Genomic DNA, 17010 nt, shown 5'->3' on the forward strand with positions numbered 1-17010 from the left:
TCCGAGCCTCCTCCCAGAGAGTTCTCCTCCGCCGGAGCGCCGATCGGCGCAGTGCCGGAGTCGTGCTGATCGTCGCCCTCCCTCCCGTCCCGGCGGCCACGGCGGCGCCCCGGTAGATTGGCCGCGAGATGACAGCCGATCCCGATTCACGCCAGTGGCGGAGGCCGTCGGTGACGGCCGATCAGCGCCGGGCCGACGCCGCGACCGCCGCCGCCCTGTTCGGCGCCTCGATCCTCTCGCTGGTCCTCGGGCGCGCGATCGGGATGTACCCGGACGGCGCCGAGCCGGCGCTGAGCATCGGCCTCCTCGCCCTCGTGATCCTGCCGCTCGCCTTCCGCCGCAGTGCCCCGGTGCCCGTCCTCGCCGTCACCTCGGTGGCGTTCCTGCTGGTCGGCGAGCTGCGCGTGCCCGAGCTCACCATCAGCAACATCGCCCTCTTCATGGCGATGTACAGCGTCGGGGCCTGGGAGCCGAGGCGGGCGCGGGCCGACTGGACCCGCGGCGTGCTGGTGATCGTCATGGCCGTGTGGCTGCTCGTGACGTTCTTCCGCGCGAGCACGCAGGACCTCGAGTTCGAGGGCGCGGGCATCGGTGCGCTCACCCCGGTCGCCGCGTACCTGCTCCAGCAGATCCTGATCAACATCCTCTACTTCGCGGGAGCCTGGTGGTTCGGGAACCACGCCTGGGCCTCGGCGCGCCAGCGGGCCCTGACCGACCTCCGCACCCGCCAGCTCGAGGACGAGCAGGCGAAGGTCGCGCGGCAGGCCATCACGATCGAGCGGCTCCGCATCGCCCGGGAGCTGCACGACGCGGTGGCCCACCACGTCTCGCTGATGGGCGTCCAGGCGGCGGCGGCGCGGACCCTGCTCGACTCGGATCCCGGTCGGGCCCGCGGCCAGCTCGAGGCCCTCGAGGGCACGTCGCGCGCGGCCGTCGGCGAGCTGTACCAGTTGCTCGGCACGCTCCGCGACGAGGAGTCGGTGCTCGACCCGGTCACCGCGTCGCTCGGCCTCGACTCCCTCCCAGCGCTGATCGCCGACGCCGAGGCGGCCGGGCTGCGGGTGACGCTCGAGCAGGTCGGCGAGCCGTTCGCCGTGCCGCCGCTGGTCGGGCTGAACCTCTACCGCATCGCCCAGGAGTCGCTGACGAACGTGCTCAAGCACGCCGGGCCGGGCACGCGCGCGCGGGTGCACGTGCGCTACGGCGGGTCCGCCGTCGAGCTCGAGGTCGCCGACGACGGGCTCGGCCGCCCCGGCCCCCGGCAGCGCAACGGAGGTCTGGGCCTCGTCGGCATGCGCGAGCGCGCGGCCACGCTGGACGGCGTGCTCGAGGCGGGGCCGCGCGCCGGCTCCGGCTGGGTCGTCCGCGTCGCCGTCCCCCTCGGGGTCGCGGCATGAGCGACGTCCGCGTCGTCCTCGTCGACGATCACGCCCTGATGCGCCAGGGCATCAGCACGATCCTCTCGGTGCAGCCCGGCATCGACATCGTCGGTGAGGCCTCCAGCGGCGAGGAGGCCCTGGAGCTCGTCGCGAGGACACGCCCCGACGTGGTGTGCATGGACGTCGAGATGCCGGGCATCGGCGGGATCGAGGCGACCAGACGCCTGCTCGCCGATCCGGAGTCGCCGGTGCGCGTACTCATGCTGACCACCTTCGACCGCGAGGACTACCTGCTCGAGGCGCTCGACGCCGGCGCGAGCGGGTTCCTGCTGAAGAACTCCCCTCCGGAGCACCTGGTCTACGGGGTGCGGGCGATCGCGGCCGGGGAGGCGCTGCTCGCGCCCGAGCTGACCCGCGCGGTCATCGAGCGCGCGGTGGCCGCCGACCGGGTGCGGACCCCTGCGCCGAGCGGCACAGAGCCCGACCAGCTGACCCCGCGCGAGGTCGAGGTGCTGCGGCTGATGGCGCAGGGGCTCTCGAACGACGAGATCGCCGACCTGCTCGGAGTCGGCCGCGCGACCGTGAAGACCCACGTGTCGAACGTGCTGATGAAGCTGGCGCTGCGCGACCGGGTGCAGGCCGTCGTCTACGCCTACCGGTCCGGCCTCGTCGGCTGACCCCTTCCTCCGTCTCGAGGCGGAGACACCGGTTCACCCCCGGGCCGGAAGCGCTCGACGCGGCCCGCTCCTAGCGTGGAGGTGTCAACGGATCCCGGGGAGGTCGCATGCTCAGCGTGCAGAACATCAGTCGCAGTTTCGGCGAGCGCCGCGTCGTCGACGACGTCAGCTTCGACGTCGCCCGAGGGCGCCTCACCGGCTTCGTCGGCGGCAACGGCGCCGGCAAGACCACGACCATGCGCATGATTCTCGGGGTCCTCCGCCCCGACTCCGGCACCGTGACGCTCGACGGCTCGCCCGTGGGCCAGGCCGCCCTGCACGGCTTCGGCTACATGCCGGAGGAGCGCGGCCTCTATCCCAAGATGGAGATCGGCGAGCAGCTGGCCTACCTCGCGCGGCTGCACGGCATCGACAAGGCGACCGCGGTGCAGCGCGGCGACGACCTGCTCGAGCGGCTCGGACTCATCGAGCGCCGGCGGGACAAGCTCGAGGCGCTGTCGCTCGGCAACCAGCAGCGCGTCCAGGTCGCCGCGGCGCTCGTGCACGACCCGGACGTGCTCATCATGGACGAGCCGTTCTCGGGGCTCGATCCGCTGGCCGTCGACGAGGTCGTCGCCGTGATCGCCGAGCACGCGGCGCGCGGAGTGCCGGTGCTGTTCTCCTCCCACCAGCTCGACGTGGTCGAGCGCCTCTGCGACGACCTGGTCATCATCGCGGGCGGCAGGGTGCAGGCGGCCGGCGAGCGCGAGGCCCTGCGCGACCAGCACTCCGGCGACCGCTGGTCGCTCGAGATGAGCGGCGACGTCGGCTGGATCCGCGGCCTGCCCGGCGTCGAGGTGGCCGAGCTCGCCGGGACGTCGGCGCTCTTCCACGCCGACGCGGCCGCCGCCGACGCCGTCCTGCGCGCCGCGGTCGAGCGGGGCACCGTGACGGCCTTCCGGCCCGTGAGGCCGACCCTCGGAGAGATCTTCCGGGACATCGTGGTCAGCGCACCCTCGGGTGCCGACGAGAGAGCAGCAGCCTGATGAGCACCAGCACGAGCACCAGCACCGGCTCCCCCGCGACCAGCAGCGCCCCTCACCCGGACGCACCCCGCGACGCGCGACTCGGCACCTGGGGCGCGACGCTCCTCGTCGCCGAGCGCGAGATCCTCTCGCAGGTGCGCTCGAAGGCGTTCCTCGTCTCGACCGTGATCACCCTCGTCCTGGTGATCGGCGGCATCGTCCTCTCGAGCGTGCTGGGGAACCGCACCGCCGAGGCGACCCCGGTCGCGGTCGTCGGATCCGTGCCCTCCGCCGTCACCGACTCCGGCACCCTCGAGATCACCGAGGTCGCCACGCAGGCCGACGCGGAGGACCTCGTGCGCGACGGGACCGTCGACGCGGCCCTCGTCCCCGACGACTCCGCTCTCGGCTTCTCGATCGTCGCCCTCGACGAGGCCCCCGAGGGCCTGATCTCGGCCCTCTCCGTCAGCCCCGAAGTCGCCCTGCTCGAGCCCTCCGAGACCCCGTCGGGTCTGCGCACCCTCATCGGGCTCGCGTTCGGCCTGGTCTTCATGCTCGCCGTCCTCGGCTCGGGAGCGACGATCATGCAGAACACGGTCCAGGAGAAGCAGTCGCGCATCGTCGAGATCCTGCTCGCCGCCGTGCCCGCCCGGGCGCTGCTCGCCGGCAAGATCCTCGGCAACTCGGTGATCGGAGTCGGCACGGCGGCCGCCATCGCCGCCGCGTCCGCCCTCGGGCTGGCGATCACCGGCCAGACCGAGCTGCTCGATCTGCTCTCGGCTCCGCTGATCTGGTTCGTCGTCTTCTTCGTCTTCGGATTCGTCCTGGTCGCGAGCGTCTTCGCCGCCGGAGCGGCACTGGTCTCGCGCCAGGAGGACACGGGCTCGGTGATGACCCCGGCGATGATGCTCGTGATGGTCCCGTACTTCGGCGTCGTGCTCTTCGGCGACAACGCGCTCGTCATGACGATCCTGTCGTACGTCCCGTTCAGCGCTCCCGTGGCGATGCCCGTGCGCCTGTTCTTCGGCGAGGCCGACTGGTGGGAGCCGCTGGTCTCGCTCGCCCTCCTCATCGTCGCGACGACCGCCGTGATGGCGGTGGCGAGCACGATCTACACGAACTCGCTGCTCCGGATGGGCTCGCGGGTGAAGCTCCGCGAGGCGCTGAAGTCGAGCTGACACGGGCCGGTGCGGTCGGCTCGATCGTCCCCGCCACGACGAGCGCGGCGCCGACCAGCGCGAGACCCGGCAGCCGCTCGCCGGCGAGGCGGCCGACGACCCCGCCCCGGACCGGTTCCGCGGCGGAGGGCGTGCTGAACACGAGATCGCCGTCGCGAGCACGCGAGATCGTGTTCACCACGCCACTAGTCCGCGGTCCGCAGGCTGGTCGGGCCGGGGCGACGAGCCCGATGCAGGCGGAGGGCGCGGCGGAGGCGGTAGACGGGCCAGCGGAAGAAGGACCGGCCGGTGATCGAGACGACGTCGATGCGGACGAAGTTGTTCTTGTCGTCGTCGTGGAACGCCTCGAGCTGCTGGATCCCCGAGTTCTCGATGTCGATGTCGGAGTTCAGCCGGTGAGCGTCGCCGTGGACGACGACGCTCCAGAAGCGCCGGCCGCGGTGCCCGTCGAACTCGAACGCGACGCGCGGGTGCTGGGTGATGTCCATCATCTTGCTGCCCGGGCCGCTGCGGAAGAAGATCGCTCCGTCGTGGACGAGGAAGTTGACGGGCACGATCGTGGCGCTCGGGCCGCGAGTGGACGGAGTGTGATCGATGACCGCGAGGCGGCCGATGTCCGTCGAGCGCGCCAGACGCCAGCACTCCTCAGTGGTCAGCTCGACGAGGGTGGTGTTCGATCGGGTGCTCATGGGCGTCTCCTGGTCTCGGTCGAGTGTCATCCGGAGACCGCCGGGTCGGGGACGACGATCACGGGCCGGGAGGCGCCGCGCAGCGTGTCGTACGCGACAGAGCCGAGCAGGAGACGCTGGAGGCCGTGACGGGAGGTGGCGCCGACGACGATCTCGAGGGCGTCCTTCCCGAGACGGGTGAGCACGGTCGCGGGGTCCCCGGTCTCGGATCTGCTGTGCACGCCGAGGTCCGGGAACTGCGCGTGAACGGCGGCGACTTCGAGGGCGAGCAGGTCGAGGCTGGCGGTCCGGAGCAGGTCGTAGAAGCCCTGGTCGGGGACGAAGCCGGGGACCCAGGCCTGCAGCGGTGTCCACACGTGGACGACGGTGAGCTGCTCGTCGAGCTCGGCCGCGTCCCTCGCGGCGAAGAGCACGGCGGCGCGTGCGGCCGGCGATCCGTCGATGCCGACGAGGATGCCGCCGTGATGTCCTGACTGCGGGGTCGGGATGACGGCGACCGGGGCTGTCGAGCGCGCGGCGAGGTCCACGGCGGGCGAGTGCCGGGTGCCGGGCTCCGCCCCGTTCCGGTCGTCGTGGGTTCCGACGACGATCATCCGGGCGCCTCGGGCGTCCTCGGTCAGCTCGTCGACGGGGCGGCCGCGGCGCAGCGCGGTGGTGACGGAGATGTCGGGGGCCTTGGACGCTGCTCCGAAGGCGTCGCGGGCGAGGACGACCTCGCCGTGGGCCGCCTGGAGGCTCGCCGCGCCGGGATGCCCTGCGGCGGCATCGGTGTCGGAGACGAAGACGGCCAGGACCGGGGTGCCGGTGCGCTCCGCACGGCGCAGAGCCCAGTCGAGGGCGGCCCTGCTGTGGGAGGAGTCGGAGAGCCCGACGACGATGGGCGCGGTCATGACGCTCGATTCCACCCCGGTGCCGCGCGGTGCGGCGGTGAGGTCTTCTCTCGAGCGTGGGCGGAGGGAGGGCGGAGAGGTAGAGGCGAACGTCCCGGCTTCTGATCCGTGCCCGGGCGGTTCCGGGACCTTCGGCACTACGGCCGCGACTGCGCGGTGCCTAGCGTCGGTAGCAGGAGCGGCGGCACCAGCGCACACGCACGGTCGCGAGCCGTCTCCGCGATCACGGAGCAGGACGCATCATGACCCTCGCAGCCCCCGCACGCACCGATCACCAGATCCAGCTCGCCGTGCAGGACGAGTTGAACTGGACTCCGGACGTCGACGCCGCCACGATCGGAGTCGCCGTCGACCACGGCGCGGTCACGCTCTCGGGCGAGACCCCCACCTACCTCGAGCGCCTCCACGCCTGCACCGCGGCCCTCCGCGTGCACGGCGTGCGCACCCTCGTCGACGAGCTGACCGTCCACTCCGCCCGCTCCGCGTCGATCAGCGACGGCGACTTCGCCGAGAGCGTGCAGACCGCGCTCACGAGCGGACGCTTCATCCCCGAGACCGTGACCGCCGAGATCCACGGACGCTCCGTCGTCCTCGCCGGAGAAGTGCACTGGGACTTCGAGCGCCAGAGCGCCCGCGACGCGCTCGCCCACGTCCCCGGCATCAAGGACGTCCTGTCGATGATCACCCTGCGCGCACGACCCAGCGCGGCGGACGCCCTGGTCCGGATCAGCGACGCGCTCGTGCGCGACGCGACGGTCGACGCCGGACGCATCAAGGCGCACCTCGACGGCACCCGGCTCGTTCTCAGCGGCACCGTCAGCAGCTGGCCCGAGCGTCGCGCCGCCGAGCGCGCCGCCTGGTCCTCGCCCAGCATCACGCACCTGCAGAACGACATCGTCGTCTCCTCCTACTGAAGCGGGACCCTCCCCCTCCTTCCCTCCCGACACGTGAATCGAGACCTCATGAGAGCCGCACGCTTCCACGGCCCGCACGACATCCGCATCGACGACGTCCCCGAGCCGGAGCTCCGCCCCGGGGCCGTGGCGATCGACGTCGCCTGGTGCGGCATCTGCGGGACCGACCTGCACGAGTACCTGGAGGGTCCGATCTTCATCCCGCCCGCCGGGCACCCCCACCCGCTGACGCACGAGCAGGTGCCGGTCACGATGGGGCACGAGTTCAGCGGCACCATCACCGCCCTCGGCGACGGGGTGACCGACCTCGAGGTCGGCGCGAACGTCGTCGTCGAGCCGTACTCCGTCTGCGGGCACTGCGCTCCGTGCCTCGCCGGGCACTACAACCTCTGCACGAGCATGGGCTTCATCGGACTCGCGGGAGGCGGGGGCGGACTCAGCGAGAAGGTCGTCGTCGACCGGCGCTGGGTGCAGCCGATCGGCGGCATCCCGCTCGATCAGGCGGCACTGATCGAGCCCCTCGCGGTCGGGCACCACGCGTTCACCCGCAGCGGGGCCCAGCGCGGCGACACGGCGCTCATCGGCGGAGCGGGGCCGATCGGCCTCCTGCTCGCCGCGGTGCTCACAGCGGAAGGCGTTCGAGTGATCATGTCCGAGCCCGGTGCCGCCCGGCAGGCGATGGCCCGCGAGACAGGAGTGGCCGATGTCGTCATCGACCCGACGACCGAGGACCTCCTGGCCCGCGTGCACGAGCTCACCGACGGGATCGGCGTGGACGTCGCGTTCGAGTGCACGAGCGTCAACGCCGTCCTCGATCAGCTCATCGACGCCGTGAAGCCTGCGGGCGTGATCGTCAACGTCTCCATCTGGGGCAGCCGGGCGAGCATCGACATGCAGAAGCTGGTGCTGAAGGAGATCGATCTCCGCGGCACCATCGCCTACGTCGACGACCACCCCGCGACCATCGCCCTCGTCCAGTCCGGGAAGGTCGACCTCGCCCCCTTCATCACCGCGCGCATCCCGCTGGAACGCCTGATCGACGGCGGCTTCGACACCCTCATCGACCGCAAGGAGACCGCGGTGAAGATCCTGGTGGGCCCGCACCTGAGCGACCCGCTCCGAAGAACCTCCTGAGGAGATCACCATGACCGTCGAACACGCCGCCGCCTTCTCCGTCGACCCGGGCGGGACGGTGCTCATCCTGGGCGCCGACGCGCCCGCCGCGGATCCGGGTGACCTCGACCCCTGATCCGCGCTCACCCGGCCCGGGACCTTCGGCCCTACGACCGCGGGAGCCCGCCCCGTAGCGTCGATCGCAGGAACGGCGGCACGATCGCAGACACGCGATCGTGAGCCGTCTCCGCGATGCCCGGTGACGGGCGGAGAAGGAGCCGTCATGGCCGCCACACCCACGACCGCGGACCCGATCGTCTCGACCACCGCCACCGGCGGCGAGCTCGGGACCACGACCATCGACCAGGACGTCGTCGCGACCGTCGCCGGTCTCGCCGCGTCGGAGGTCACCGGCGTGCACGAGCTGGGCGGTGCCGCTACCCGCGTCCTCGGTGCCGTGCGCGGGGCACTCAACACCGTCAATCATCACCAGGGCGTCACCGTCGCCGTGACCGAGCAGACGGTCGGCATCGACGTCACCTTCACGGCCGAGTACCCGATGAGCCTGCAGAAGGTCGCGTCCGACGTCCGTTCCGCGATCATCCTCGCGGTCGAGACCATCGTCGGCCTCGAGGTCACTGCGGTGAACGTGCGGATCAACGACATCGTCCTCCCCCGCGAGGAGACGACCGAGACCGCCGTCTGACCCGAATCGAACGGCGCACCACTGCACCCTCCCAGGCCCTACCGCGGACTGGGAGGGCGCAGCTCTGTCTGCAGGACGGCTGCCTGGGTGCGCCGCTCGAGGCCGAGCTTGCTCAGGACGCTGGAGACGTAGTTCTTGATCGTCTTCTCGGCGAGGGAGAGCTCGACGCCGATCTGCCGGTTGGTCATGCCGTCGGCGATCAGCGCGAGGATCCGCCGCTCGCGCTCGGTGAGCCCGGCGAGGCGCGGGTCGACCCCGTGCTCCCCGCGAAGGCGGGCGGCGACCGCGGCGACGATCGCCGGATCGAGGAGGATGTCGCCGGCTGCGGCCGCGCGGACGACGTCGACGAGGCCCTTGCCACGGATGTCCTTGAGCACGTATCCGGCGGCACCGGCGATGACGGCCGCGGAGAGGGCCTCGTCGTCGTCGTACGCGGTGAGGATCAGGCAGCGGATGCCCGGATCGCGGGAGCGCACGTCCCGGCACACGTCGATCCCGCTGCCGTCGGGGAGGCGCACGTCGAGCACGGCGACGTCGGGGCGCAGTGCGAGGATCTCGCGGAGCCCCGCTGCGGCGGTGCCGGCCTGACCGACGATCTCGAGGTCGGGCTCGGACCCGAGCAGCTCCGCGAGACCCCGCCGGACGATCTCGTGGTCGTCGAGGAGGAAGACGCGGGTCATGACTGCTCCGAGGGGATCGTCGGGAGGAACGGGACGCTCCAGCGCACGCGGGTGTCGCCGGGGACGCTGGTGATCGTGAACGAGCCTCCTCGAGCCCGAGCGCGCTGCTCGAGGTTCGCCAGACCGCTGCGCCGGCCGCCCTCCCTGAATCCGCCACCGTCATCGCTGAGCTCGAGGACGACGACGCCGTCGGCGACGGTCAGGTGCAGAGTGACGACGGTCGCCTCCGCATGACGGGCGATGTTGGTGAGGGCCTCGCGGGCGACCGCGAGGACGTCATCTGCGAGGTCGTCGACGACGAGGAGATCGACGGCGCCGGCGAAGCTGATGTTCGGGGTGCGCACGAGAACAGGCGCGAGCTCGTTGGCGAGGTCGAGGATCCGGTGACGGACGGTCCCGCTGCCGTCGTGGTTCGCGGTCAGGGCGAACACGACCGTCCGGATGTGGGAGATGCTCTCGTCCAGACTCGCGACCGCGCGCTCGATCCTCGTCGCGGCCCGTCCCGGCGGCAGCGCCCCGGCGGCCTGATGCAGGTCGAGGCCTGTGGCGAACAGCTCCTGGATGACGTGGTCGTGCAGGTCGCGCGCGATGCGCCCGCGGTCCTCGAGCAGCGCCATCCGCTGCTGATCGGCTCGCGCGGCCGAGAGCTCCATCGCGACGCTGACGTAGGCCGCGAAATCGGACGCCATCTCGACGTCCGCGGTGGTGAAGAGCGGACGCCCGGGCCGGCGCGTCACGACGAGCACACCCAGCGCCCGGGAGGCGGCGATCAGGGGGACGGCGAGGACCGGGCCGCCGGACGTGGGCGTGCCGCCGTTCGTCGCCGTCATGATCCGATCGAGCACCCGTGGTTGGCCGCCGGCGAGGACGCTCCCCGAGATCGAGTCGCGCGCGTCGATCATCCGGCCCTCGAACGCCTCGGCCCCCACCCCCCGGGCGACACCGATGCGCAGCTGCTCGGGGTCCTCGGTCGGGAAGACGACGCCGACGAGATCCGCGCCCGCGAGATCGAGGATGCGCGTGGCGACGAGGCCGATGACGTCGTCGTCGTCAGGGGCGAGGATCGCCGAGGTCATCTCGGCCGCTGCTTGCGCCCACCGTTGGCGGAGGCGCGTCTCGGCGTAGAGGCGGGCGTTGTCGATGGCGACGCCCGCGGTCGCCGCGAGCGCGATGACGAGGTGCTCGTCGTTCGAGGTGAAGGCGCCCGCGCGGGAATCAGTGAGATAGAGGTTGCCGAACACCTGATCGCGCACGCGGATCGGGACGCCGAGGAACGACTTCATCGGCGGGTGCCGGGCGGGGAAGCCGACGGCTCGGGAGTCGACGGTCAGGTCGGGGACGCGGATCGGGTGCGGATCGCCGATGAGCGCGCCGAGCAGGCCGTGGCCCTCCGGGAGGTGACCGATCGAGGCGACCAGGTCGGGCTCCATCCCGACGTGGAGGAACTCCTCCAGTGACCCGTCGCTCCCGATCACGCCGATGGCGCCGTACCGGGCGTCGACGAGTTCGACGGCGGCATCGACGATGCGGCGCAGCACGGCCGGGAGGTCGATGTCCTCGACGACGGCGCGATTGGCGCGCAGGAGCGCTCGCAGGCGGCCTTGCACGCCGTCCTGGAGGGGACCGTCGACGCGACCCTCGCCTGACGACGGGTCGAGATGGGGCATGCGTGCTCCGCTCCGCCGTCGGTCGGCTGACCCAGCACTCCATGATCGCGTGCGCCCCCTCACCGGGGGAACCGTTTCCCGGGAAGTGACCACCTCGTTCGCGGTATCGGGGTCGACGAGGGCTCCTCCGGGTATCGGGACGTTCGGCCCTGGGGACGGGCCCACGCCTCGATCAGGCTCGGGTGAGGAGGTGACGTGATGCCTGATCCGGTCGTGGTCGGAGTCGACGGCTCGGGTCCCAGCGACGCGGCGACGCGCTGGGCGATCGAGCGAGCCGCGCGTCTCAACCTCGATCTCGCGTTCCTGCACGCATCGGGTCGCGACGGTGATGGCGACGACGCCTCCCGCTCCGTCCTCGACCGTGCCGTCATGAGCGCTCGCTCGCAGGCGGGCATCGGGCGGGTGCGCGGGCTGATGGTCCTCGGCGACGCGATGGAGCAGCTGATCACCGCGTCCGCCGAGGCGGCGATCGTCGTCGTCGGCAGCCACAAGACCGGATTCCTCCGCGGCCGTGTGTTCGGCTCGCGGAGCCTGCGACTCGTGGCAGGCGCGCTCTGCCCGGTGGCGATCATCCCGGAGGCCTCCGGCCGGACGCGGCGCGGCGTCGCCGTCGGTGTCGCCGACAGCTCGGCGGGGTCTCGCGCTGTGCGGTTCGCCGCGACGGAGGCCGCCGCCCTCGGGGAGGAGCTGACCCTGATCCACGGTGACATCAGCATTCCCCTCGGCAGCGCCGACCGCGACGTCGACACGGTCAGCGCATCCGATCGCCTTCTCGCGGCCGCGCGCCGGCTGGCGATCGAGACAGCGCCGGGGCTGGCCGTCCATGTGCGGGGACTCCGACGCCCCGCGGCCGTCGCTCTCGCGGACGCCGCCCCCACCAGTCTCCTGCTCGTCCTCGCAGCGTCGAGCGGGCGGAGCGGAGCAGCCGTGGGACGGACGACTCACGACGTCCTGATGAACCTGGCCGGCCCCGCAGTGGTCGTCCCGGCCTGAGGGTCGGGGATCGAGGAAGGGCCGGGCGATGACCGCCCGGCCCTTCCCCCCTGCGCGACCTACTGGAGCGCGGCAGCCCGCTCAGCCGCCTCGTGACCGTGCGGGTGGACATCGGCGCGGTGATAGGTCGCGCCCTGCGGGCCGCTCCCTGTCCAACTCCATTCGGCGACGGCCGGGATGTCGACGCCGTGCTCACGCGTGTACGCCCGGGCCTCGAGTCGCGCGTCCTGCATCCGCTGCCGGACGCCCGCCTCGCGGGCCGCTAACCCGGGTACCCGGTCGAGCACGTCGAGGACGAGCCGGTACCGGTCGAGGTCGTTCAGCATCACCATGTCGAACGGAGTGGTCGTGGTCCCTTCCTCGATGAAGCCCCGCACGTGCAGGTTCGCGTGCCCGTGCCGGCGGTAGGTGAGCCGGTGGATCAGCCACGGATAGCCGTGGTACGCGAAGATCACGGGCTTGTCGGTGGTGAAGACGGCGTCGTAGTCCGCGTCGCTGAGCCCGTGCGGATGCTCACCCTCGCTCTGCAGGCGCATCAGGTCGACGACGTTGACGACCCGCACCTTCAGCGTCGGCACCTCGGCGCGCAGCAGGGCCGCGGCGGCGAGGACCTCGAGGGTGGGGACGTCGCCGGCGCAGGCGAGGACCACGTCGGGCTCCTCCCCCGCGATCTCCGACCCGGCCCAGCCGAAGACGCCGATGCCGCGGGTGCAGTGCTCGATCGCCTGCGGCATCGACAGCCAGTTCGCCTCCTGCTGCTTCCCGGCGACCACCACGTTGATGTAGTCGACGGAACGGAGGCAGTGGTCGTAGGTCGAGAGCAGGGTGTTCGCGTCGAACGGCAGGTAGACCCGCACGATGTCGGCCTTCTTGTTCATCACGTGGTCGATGAAGCCGGGGTCCTGGTGCGAGGTGCCGTTGTGGTCCTGCCGCCAGACGTGGGAGCTGAGCAGGTAGTTCAGCGACGAGACGGGCCGGCGCCAGGCGATCTCGCGAGACGATTTCAGCCACTTGGCGTGCTGGTTGACCATCGAGTCGACGATGTGCACGAACGCCTCGTAGGAGTTGATCAGCCCGTGCCGGCCGGTGAGCAGGTAGCCCTCGAGCCAGCCCTGGCACTGGTGCTCGCTGAGCATCTCGACGACGCGGCCGGAGCGCGCGAGGTGGTTGTCCCTGTCGGCGACGCGGACCTGGGCGTCCCACTGCTTGTCGGTGACCTCGAACACGGCCTGCAGCCGGTTCGACGCGGTCTCGTCCGGTCCGAAGATGCGGAAGTCGTGCGGGTTCGCGGCGATGACGTCGCGCAGCCAGGTGCCGAGCACCGTCGTCGCCGAGCTGGTCGTCGCTCCGGGCGAGGGCACGTCGAGGGCGTAGTCGCGGAAGTCGGGCAGGTGCAGCGGCCTCCGCAGCAGCCCGCCGTTCGCGATGGGATTCGCGCTCATCCGGCGCGCCCCCTCCGGGGCGAGTGCGGTGACGAGCGGCACGGGTGCGCCGGCCTCGTCGAACAGCTCGTCGGGCCGGTAGGAGCGCATCCACCGCTCGAGCACCGCGATGTGCTCGGGGTTGTCGCGGACGTTCGCGAGCGGCACCTGGTGCGAGCGCCAGCTGTTCTCGGCGGGCAGGCCGTCGATGAAGGCGGGGCAGGTCCAGCCCTTCGGGGTGCGGAGGATGATCATCGGCCACGCGGGCCGCCCGTCGAGTCGCCCCGACAGCGCATCGGCCTTGATCTCGGCGATCTGGTTCAACGCCAGGTCCATCACCGTTGCGAGGCGGCGGTGCACATCGCGCGGATCCTCGCCGTCGAAGCCGCCCGAGACGAGGTACGGGGTGTGCCCGTAGCCGCGCATCAGCTGCTCGAGCTCGCGTTCGGGGATGCGGGCGAGGACGGTCGGGTTCGCGATCTTGTAACCGTTGAGGTGCAGGATCGGCAGGACGACGCCGTCGTGCAGCGGGTCGACGAACTTGTTCCCGTGCCAGCTCGTCGCCAGCGGACCGGTCTCGGCCTCGCCGTCGCCGACGACAGCCGCGACGAGCAGGTCCGGGTTGTCGAAGACGGCGCCGTAGGCGTGCGAGAGCGAGTAGCCGAGCTCGCCGCCCTCGTGGATCGACCCGGGCGTCTCCGGAGCGACGTGGCTGGGGATGCCGCCGGGGAACGAGAACTGCCGGAACAGCTTGCGCATCCCGTCGGTACTGCGGTCGATGTCGTCGTAGACCTCGCTGTAGGTGCCGTCGAGATAGGTGTTCGCGACCATCCCCGGGCCGCCGTGGCCCGGGCCGGTGACGAAGATCGCGTTCAGATCGCGGTCGCGGATGACGCGATTGAGGTGCGCGTAGACGAAGTTCAGCCCCGGAGTCGTCCCCCAGTGCCCGAGCAGGCGCGCCTTGATGTGAGCGGCGGCGAGAGGTTCGCGCAGGAGCGGGTTGTCGAGGAGGTGGATCTGCCCGATCGACAGATAGTTCGCGGCGCGCCACCAGGCGTCCAGCTCGTCGAGGGACCGCTCCGAGAGGACCTGCGGTGCCCGTGACTGCCATCGGGCCGGTGGGGCGGTCTCGAGGAGATCGAGGATGCTCATGCGGAGACCACCTCGTGCTGATCGCGCGTGGCGGCATCGAGAGGTCGCGCATCCGGGGGGCCGACCACGATGAGGGGCGTGTCGAGGTTGAGGATCAGATCGCGGCTCACGGAACCGAGCACCAGTCGGCGCCAGCCCGAGAGTCCGCGGGTGCCGATGACGATCGTCGCCGCCTTCGGCGACAGATGGGCGAGGGCGTGCGCCGGATCGCCCCCGACCAGGTGCGTCTCGATGCGCACGTCGAAACCGCTCGCCCGAGCGACTCGCTCCGCAGCGTCGAGGATCGAGCGGTGGTCGGCCTCGAGCGAGCGGATGAACTCGCCGTCGAGGAGGAAGGTGCTGTCGTAGAGGGCAGGCTCGGTCCACGCGTGCACCAGGTGCAGCGTCTGCCCGCGTCGCGCCGCCTCTGCCGCGGCGACGACGATCGCCGCGTTCGACGCCGCCGAGCCGTCGACGCCGACCGCGACGCCGGTCAGCGCCGGGTCCAGGGTCTGCGGCACGATCGCGAACGGCCCGTGAGCCAGCGCGGGCAGATGAGCGCCGACCGAGAGCCCGAATCGCAACCGCGGGCCCTCGCGATCCTCCGTCCCCACGACCAGGAGGGTGTCGGGTCGTGTCAGCGCGGCAAGGGTGTGCAGAACGAAGCCGCGGACGACCCGGCCGTGCAGGGCGACATCGGGAGCGGCGGCGCTGACCTGCTCGAGCATCCGCGAGAGCTCCCGATCGTCCAGCGCGACCGCCTCGGCGGCGGCGATCGAATCGGGGACGCTCGCGGACTCGTCGGCGATCATGACCACCTCGACGCTCCCGGACGTCTCACGGATCAGAGCCCACTCGACCGCGGATCGGGAGGGGGCGTCACCGCCCCAGGCGACGACGGTGCGGGTCGGTGCCTGACGCCGGGCGGGCGCTTCGACGATCGGCTTCGGCTTCGGCTTCGGCTTCGGAGCGGGGCTGCGCCGGCCGACGATGACGGTGGGAACGGCCAGGTTCACGAGGACGTCGTGGCCGACGGAGCCGATCAGCATCCGCTCGAGACGGGAGACGCCTCCGTCACCGACCACGAGGAGCGCGCGACCGGAGGCCGCGTCGAGCAGAGATCGGGCCGCGACCCCGTCGACCTCGACGCCCTCGACGACCAGCCCGGGGTGCAGCCGGCGCGCCTCGGCGACGGCGTCCGCGAGGACCTCGGCGTGCTGAGCCGTGATGTCCCCGAGGAGCGTCTCGGGCGGGACGCCGTCGTTCCAGAGGAACGGCGTGCGCCAGGCGTGCAGGACGTGCAGCGTCTGCTGCGTGCGCGCCGCCCAGGAGGCGGCGAACGCGAGCGCGGCGCGGGCGTCGTCGGAGTCGTCGATCCCGACGAGCACCCCGGATCCGTCGCCCGCCGTGTCCTCGGTGATGATCGCGACGGGGCCGGCGGCTCTCCCGGCGAGTCGGGCGCCGATGCTCCAGCCGCCGCGGAGTGGGAGGAGAGTGCGTCGGCGGTCGCCGACGACGAGCAGGGTGCCGGGGCCGGAGAGGCGGGCGAGCTGCTCGACCGGATGACCGATCAGCACTCGGGAGTGCACCACGGCGCCGGGGTTCGCTCGCTCCGCGTCGGCGGCCGCGGTCTCGACCGAGACGGCTCCGCCCGCGCGCGGATCGGCGCTGAGATCGTTGCCGCTGTACCGGTCGAGACCGTCGACGACCGCGACGAGGAGGATCGACTCGGCCTTCTGCGCCAGTGCCCACTCGAGTGCGCGTCGCGCCGAAGCGGACCCGTCCCATCCGACGACGAGCTGTGCATTCATCAGGCATCCCTTGCTGGCAGCCGGGTCCGGCTCCCTTCAGGCTCGCCCGAGCCGGACCGTGCGGACAGGGCCGAACGTCCCGGGCTCCGCGACAGGAGACGCGGGCGCTCTCCTCATCGCTCGTTCCTGCACACGATCCACCTCGGGACAGTCGTCCTCCGGCTCGTCCTGCTGTTCCTCGTCCTCGGCGCCTGGCCGGTCACAGCACCGCCGGGAGCGCCCGCTCGTCGAGGCGACGCAGGATCCCCCGCATCTCCTCCAGCAGCAGCGCCTGCTCGCGGTTGATCTCGAGCAGCACCTCGATGTCGGCTCTCGCAGTCACGTCGGTCTCGAAATCGTGCTGGGAGAGCGCCGCGGCGATGCCGTCCTGACGCTTCGCCGCGATCAGCAGGATCGCCCCCTGCAGGCCCGCGAGCATGCTCAGGAACAGGTTCAGGAGGATGAACGGGTACTCGTCCCACCCCGCCGCGAACGAGTTCACGATCGCCCACACGAGCATGAACGCGACGAAGCCGAAGACGAACCGCCAGCTGCCCATCGAGTTGCGCAGCACATCCGCCGCCCGTTCGCCGAAGGTCAGCGACCGACTGTGCTTCTGGTGCCAGGTGAAGGGGAGGGGCGTGCGATGCGGGCTCGTCATCGGGCGAGCGTACGTCGCCGGGTCAGGATCGCGGAGCGTGCGGCGGAAGGGGACCAACGGCCCTACTCCCGCCCGCTGAACAGAGCGCAGAGTGGAGACGGAGGCCCTCGCCGCCAC

15 protein-coding genes are annotated in these 17010 nt (G+C 71.7%); 8 read left to right on the plus strand and 7 right to left on the minus strand.

The window, feature by feature from the left end; all coding sequences use genetic code 11:
- The first annotated feature begins 128 nt into the window (after positions 1-128).
- The 4 genes from C1I63_RS00615 to C1I63_RS00630 all read left to right on the plus strand — a co-directional run bounded on the left by C1I63_RS00615 (position 129) and on the right by C1I63_RS00630 (position 4238).
- Complete coding sequence (locus C1I63_RS00615; RefSeq protein ID WP_146168328.1) at positions 129-1397, plus strand: sensor histidine kinase; 1269 nt, start codon at positions 129-131, stop codon at positions 1395-1397.
- Entirely contained in the window at positions 1394-2056 is a 663-nt protein-coding gene (locus tag C1I63_RS00620) for a response regulator (RefSeq protein ID WP_107573380.1), read from the plus strand. The genes C1I63_RS00615 and C1I63_RS00620 overlap by 4 nt, the downstream gene beginning before the upstream one ends.
- A gap of 107 nt (positions 2057-2163) precedes the next feature.
- Complete coding sequence (locus C1I63_RS00625) at positions 2164-3081, plus strand: ABC transporter ATP-binding protein (RefSeq protein ID WP_107573381.1); 918 nt, start codon at positions 2164-2166, stop codon at positions 3079-3081.
- The gene (locus tag C1I63_RS00630; RefSeq protein ID WP_107573382.1) at positions 3081-4238 is read left to right on the plus strand and encodes an ABC transporter permease; all 1158 of its coding nucleotides are present in this window, start codon (positions 3081-3083) and stop codon (positions 4236-4238) included. The genes C1I63_RS00625 and C1I63_RS00630 overlap by 1 nt, the downstream gene beginning before the upstream one ends.
- A 185-nt stretch (positions 4239-4423) precedes the next feature.
- Here the strand turns inward: C1I63_RS00630 and C1I63_RS00640 are convergent, their stop codons facing one another.
- Positions 4424-4927, minus strand: coding sequence for a pyridoxamine 5'-phosphate oxidase family protein (locus C1I63_RS00640; protein ID WP_170116278.1), 504 nt, complete (start codon positions 4925-4927; stop codon positions 4424-4426).
- Between the two features lie 26 nt (positions 4928-4953).
- On the minus strand, positions 4954-5817 hold the full coding sequence (locus tag C1I63_RS00645) for a universal stress protein (protein ID WP_107573384.1): 864 nt from the start codon (positions 5815-5817) through the stop codon (positions 4954-4956).
- A 242-nt stretch (positions 5818-6059) separates the two neighbouring features.
- Between C1I63_RS00645 and C1I63_RS00650 the strand changes: the two genes are divergently transcribed.
- The 3 genes from C1I63_RS00650 (at position 6060) to C1I63_RS00660 (ending at position 8550) form a co-directional block, all read left to right on the plus strand.
- Positions 6060-6731 (plus strand): BON domain-containing protein, encoded by a 672-nt coding sequence (locus C1I63_RS00650; protein ID WP_107573385.1) that lies wholly within the window; start codon positions 6060-6062, stop codon positions 6729-6731.
- Between the two features lie 48 nt (positions 6732-6779).
- The gene (locus C1I63_RS00655) at positions 6780-7865 is read left to right on the plus strand and encodes a 2,3-butanediol dehydrogenase (protein ID WP_107573386.1); all 1086 of its coding nucleotides are present in this window, start codon (positions 6780-6782) and stop codon (positions 7863-7865) included.
- A 262-nt stretch (positions 7866-8127) separates the two neighbouring features.
- On the plus strand, positions 8128-8550 hold the full coding sequence (locus C1I63_RS00660) for an Asp23/Gls24 family envelope stress response protein (RefSeq protein WP_107573387.1): 423 nt from the start codon (positions 8128-8130) through the stop codon (positions 8548-8550).
- A 38-nt stretch (positions 8551-8588) separates the two neighbouring features.
- On the opposite strand, the gene C1I63_RS00665 is transcribed toward C1I63_RS00660, so the two are convergent.
- Together C1I63_RS00665 and C1I63_RS00670 are read right to left on the minus strand one after the other, a co-directional pair.
- Entirely contained in the window at positions 8589-9230 is a 642-nt protein-coding gene (locus tag C1I63_RS00665) for a response regulator (RefSeq protein ID WP_107573388.1), read from the minus strand.
- Entirely contained in the window at positions 9227-10897 is a 1671-nt protein-coding gene (locus tag C1I63_RS00670; protein WP_107573389.1) for a sensor histidine kinase, read from the minus strand. The genes C1I63_RS00665 and C1I63_RS00670 overlap by 4 nt, the downstream gene beginning before the upstream one ends.
- Before the next feature lie 198 nt (positions 10898-11095).
- Between C1I63_RS00670 and C1I63_RS00675 the strand changes: the two genes are divergently transcribed.
- Complete coding sequence (locus C1I63_RS00675; protein ID WP_107573390.1) at positions 11096-11890, plus strand: universal stress protein; 795 nt, start codon at positions 11096-11098, stop codon at positions 11888-11890.
- A 59-nt stretch (positions 11891-11949) separates the two neighbouring features.
- Here the strand turns inward: C1I63_RS00675 and C1I63_RS00680 are convergent, their stop codons facing one another.
- The 3 genes from C1I63_RS00680 to C1I63_RS00690 all read right to left on the minus strand — a co-directional run bounded on the left by C1I63_RS00680 (position 11950) and on the right by C1I63_RS00690 (position 16893).
- On the minus strand, positions 11950-14463 hold the full coding sequence (locus tag C1I63_RS00680; RefSeq protein WP_107573391.1) for a phosphoketolase family protein: 2514 nt from the start codon (positions 14461-14463) through the stop codon (positions 11950-11952).
- Positions 14460-16253, minus strand: coding sequence for a universal stress protein (locus C1I63_RS00685; protein WP_107573392.1), 1794 nt, complete (start codon positions 16251-16253; stop codon positions 14460-14462). Before C1I63_RS00685 ends, C1I63_RS00680 begins: the two co-directional genes overlap by 4 nt.
- Positions 16254-16452: 199 nt before the next feature.
- Positions 16453-16893: a DUF1003 domain-containing protein gene (locus tag C1I63_RS00690; protein ID WP_244906936.1), complete on the minus strand. Its 441-nt coding sequence runs from the start codon at positions 16891-16893 to the stop codon at positions 16453-16455.
- Positions 16894-17010 lie beyond the last annotated feature (117 nt).

The sequence above is a fragment of the Rathayibacter caricis DSM 15933 genome, assembly GCF_003044275.1.
GTDB classification, from domain to species: Bacteria; Actinomycetota; Actinomycetes; order Actinomycetales; family Microbacteriaceae; genus Rathayibacter; species Rathayibacter caricis.

What these genes read in the sequence shown, in the direction of transcription:
- C1I63_RS00615 (WP_146168328.1), top strand. Translation starts at nt 129, where the DNA reads ATGACAGCCGATCCCGATTCACGCCAGTGGCGGAGGCCGTCGGTGACG.
- C1I63_RS00650 (WP_107573385.1), top strand. Translation starts at nt 6,060, where the DNA reads ATGACCCTCGCAGCCCCCGCACGCACCGATCACCAGATCCAGCTCGCC.
- C1I63_RS00640 (WP_170116278.1), bottom strand. Translation starts at nt 4,927, where the DNA reads ATGAGCACCCGATCGAACACCACCCTCGTCGAGCTGACCACTGAGGAG.
- C1I63_RS00630 (WP_107573382.1), top strand. Translation starts at nt 3,081, where the DNA reads ATGAGCACCAGCACGAGCACCAGCACCGGCTCCCCCGCGACCAGCAGC.
- C1I63_RS00685 (WP_107573392.1), bottom strand. Translation starts at nt 16,253, where the DNA reads ATGAATGCACAGCTCGTCGTCGGATGGGACGGGTCCGCTTCGGCGCGA.
- C1I63_RS00620 (WP_107573380.1), top strand. Translation starts at nt 1,394, where the DNA reads ATGAGCGACGTCCGCGTCGTCCTCGTCGACGATCACGCCCTGATGCGC.
- C1I63_RS00625 (WP_107573381.1), top strand. Translation starts at nt 2,164, where the DNA reads ATGCTCAGCGTGCAGAACATCAGTCGCAGTTTCGGCGAGCGCCGCGTC.
- C1I63_RS00690 (WP_244906936.1), bottom strand. Translation starts at nt 16,893, where the DNA reads ATGACGAGCCCGCATCGCACGCCCCTCCCCTTCACCTGGCACCAGAAG.
- C1I63_RS00670 (WP_107573389.1), bottom strand. Translation starts at nt 10,897, where the DNA reads ATGCCCCATCTCGACCCGTCGTCAGGCGAGGGTCGCGTCGACGGTCCC.
- C1I63_RS00645 (WP_107573384.1), bottom strand. Translation starts at nt 5,817, where the DNA reads ATGACCGCGCCCATCGTCGTCGGGCTCTCCGACTCCTCCCACAGCAGG.
- C1I63_RS00660 (WP_107573387.1), top strand. Translation starts at nt 8,128, where the DNA reads ATGGCCGCCACACCCACGACCGCGGACCCGATCGTCTCGACCACCGCC.
- C1I63_RS00675 (WP_107573390.1), top strand. Translation starts at nt 11,096, where the DNA reads ATGCCTGATCCGGTCGTGGTCGGAGTCGACGGCTCGGGTCCCAGCGAC.
- C1I63_RS00680 (WP_107573391.1), bottom strand. Translation starts at nt 14,463, where the DNA reads ATGAGCATCCTCGATCTCCTCGAGACCGCCCCACCGGCCCGATGGCAG.
- C1I63_RS00655 (WP_107573386.1), top strand. Translation starts at nt 6,780, where the DNA reads ATGAGAGCCGCACGCTTCCACGGCCCGCACGACATCCGCATCGACGAC.
- C1I63_RS00665 (WP_107573388.1), bottom strand. Translation starts at nt 9,230, where the DNA reads ATGACCCGCGTCTTCCTCCTCGACGACCACGAGATCGTCCGGCGGGGT.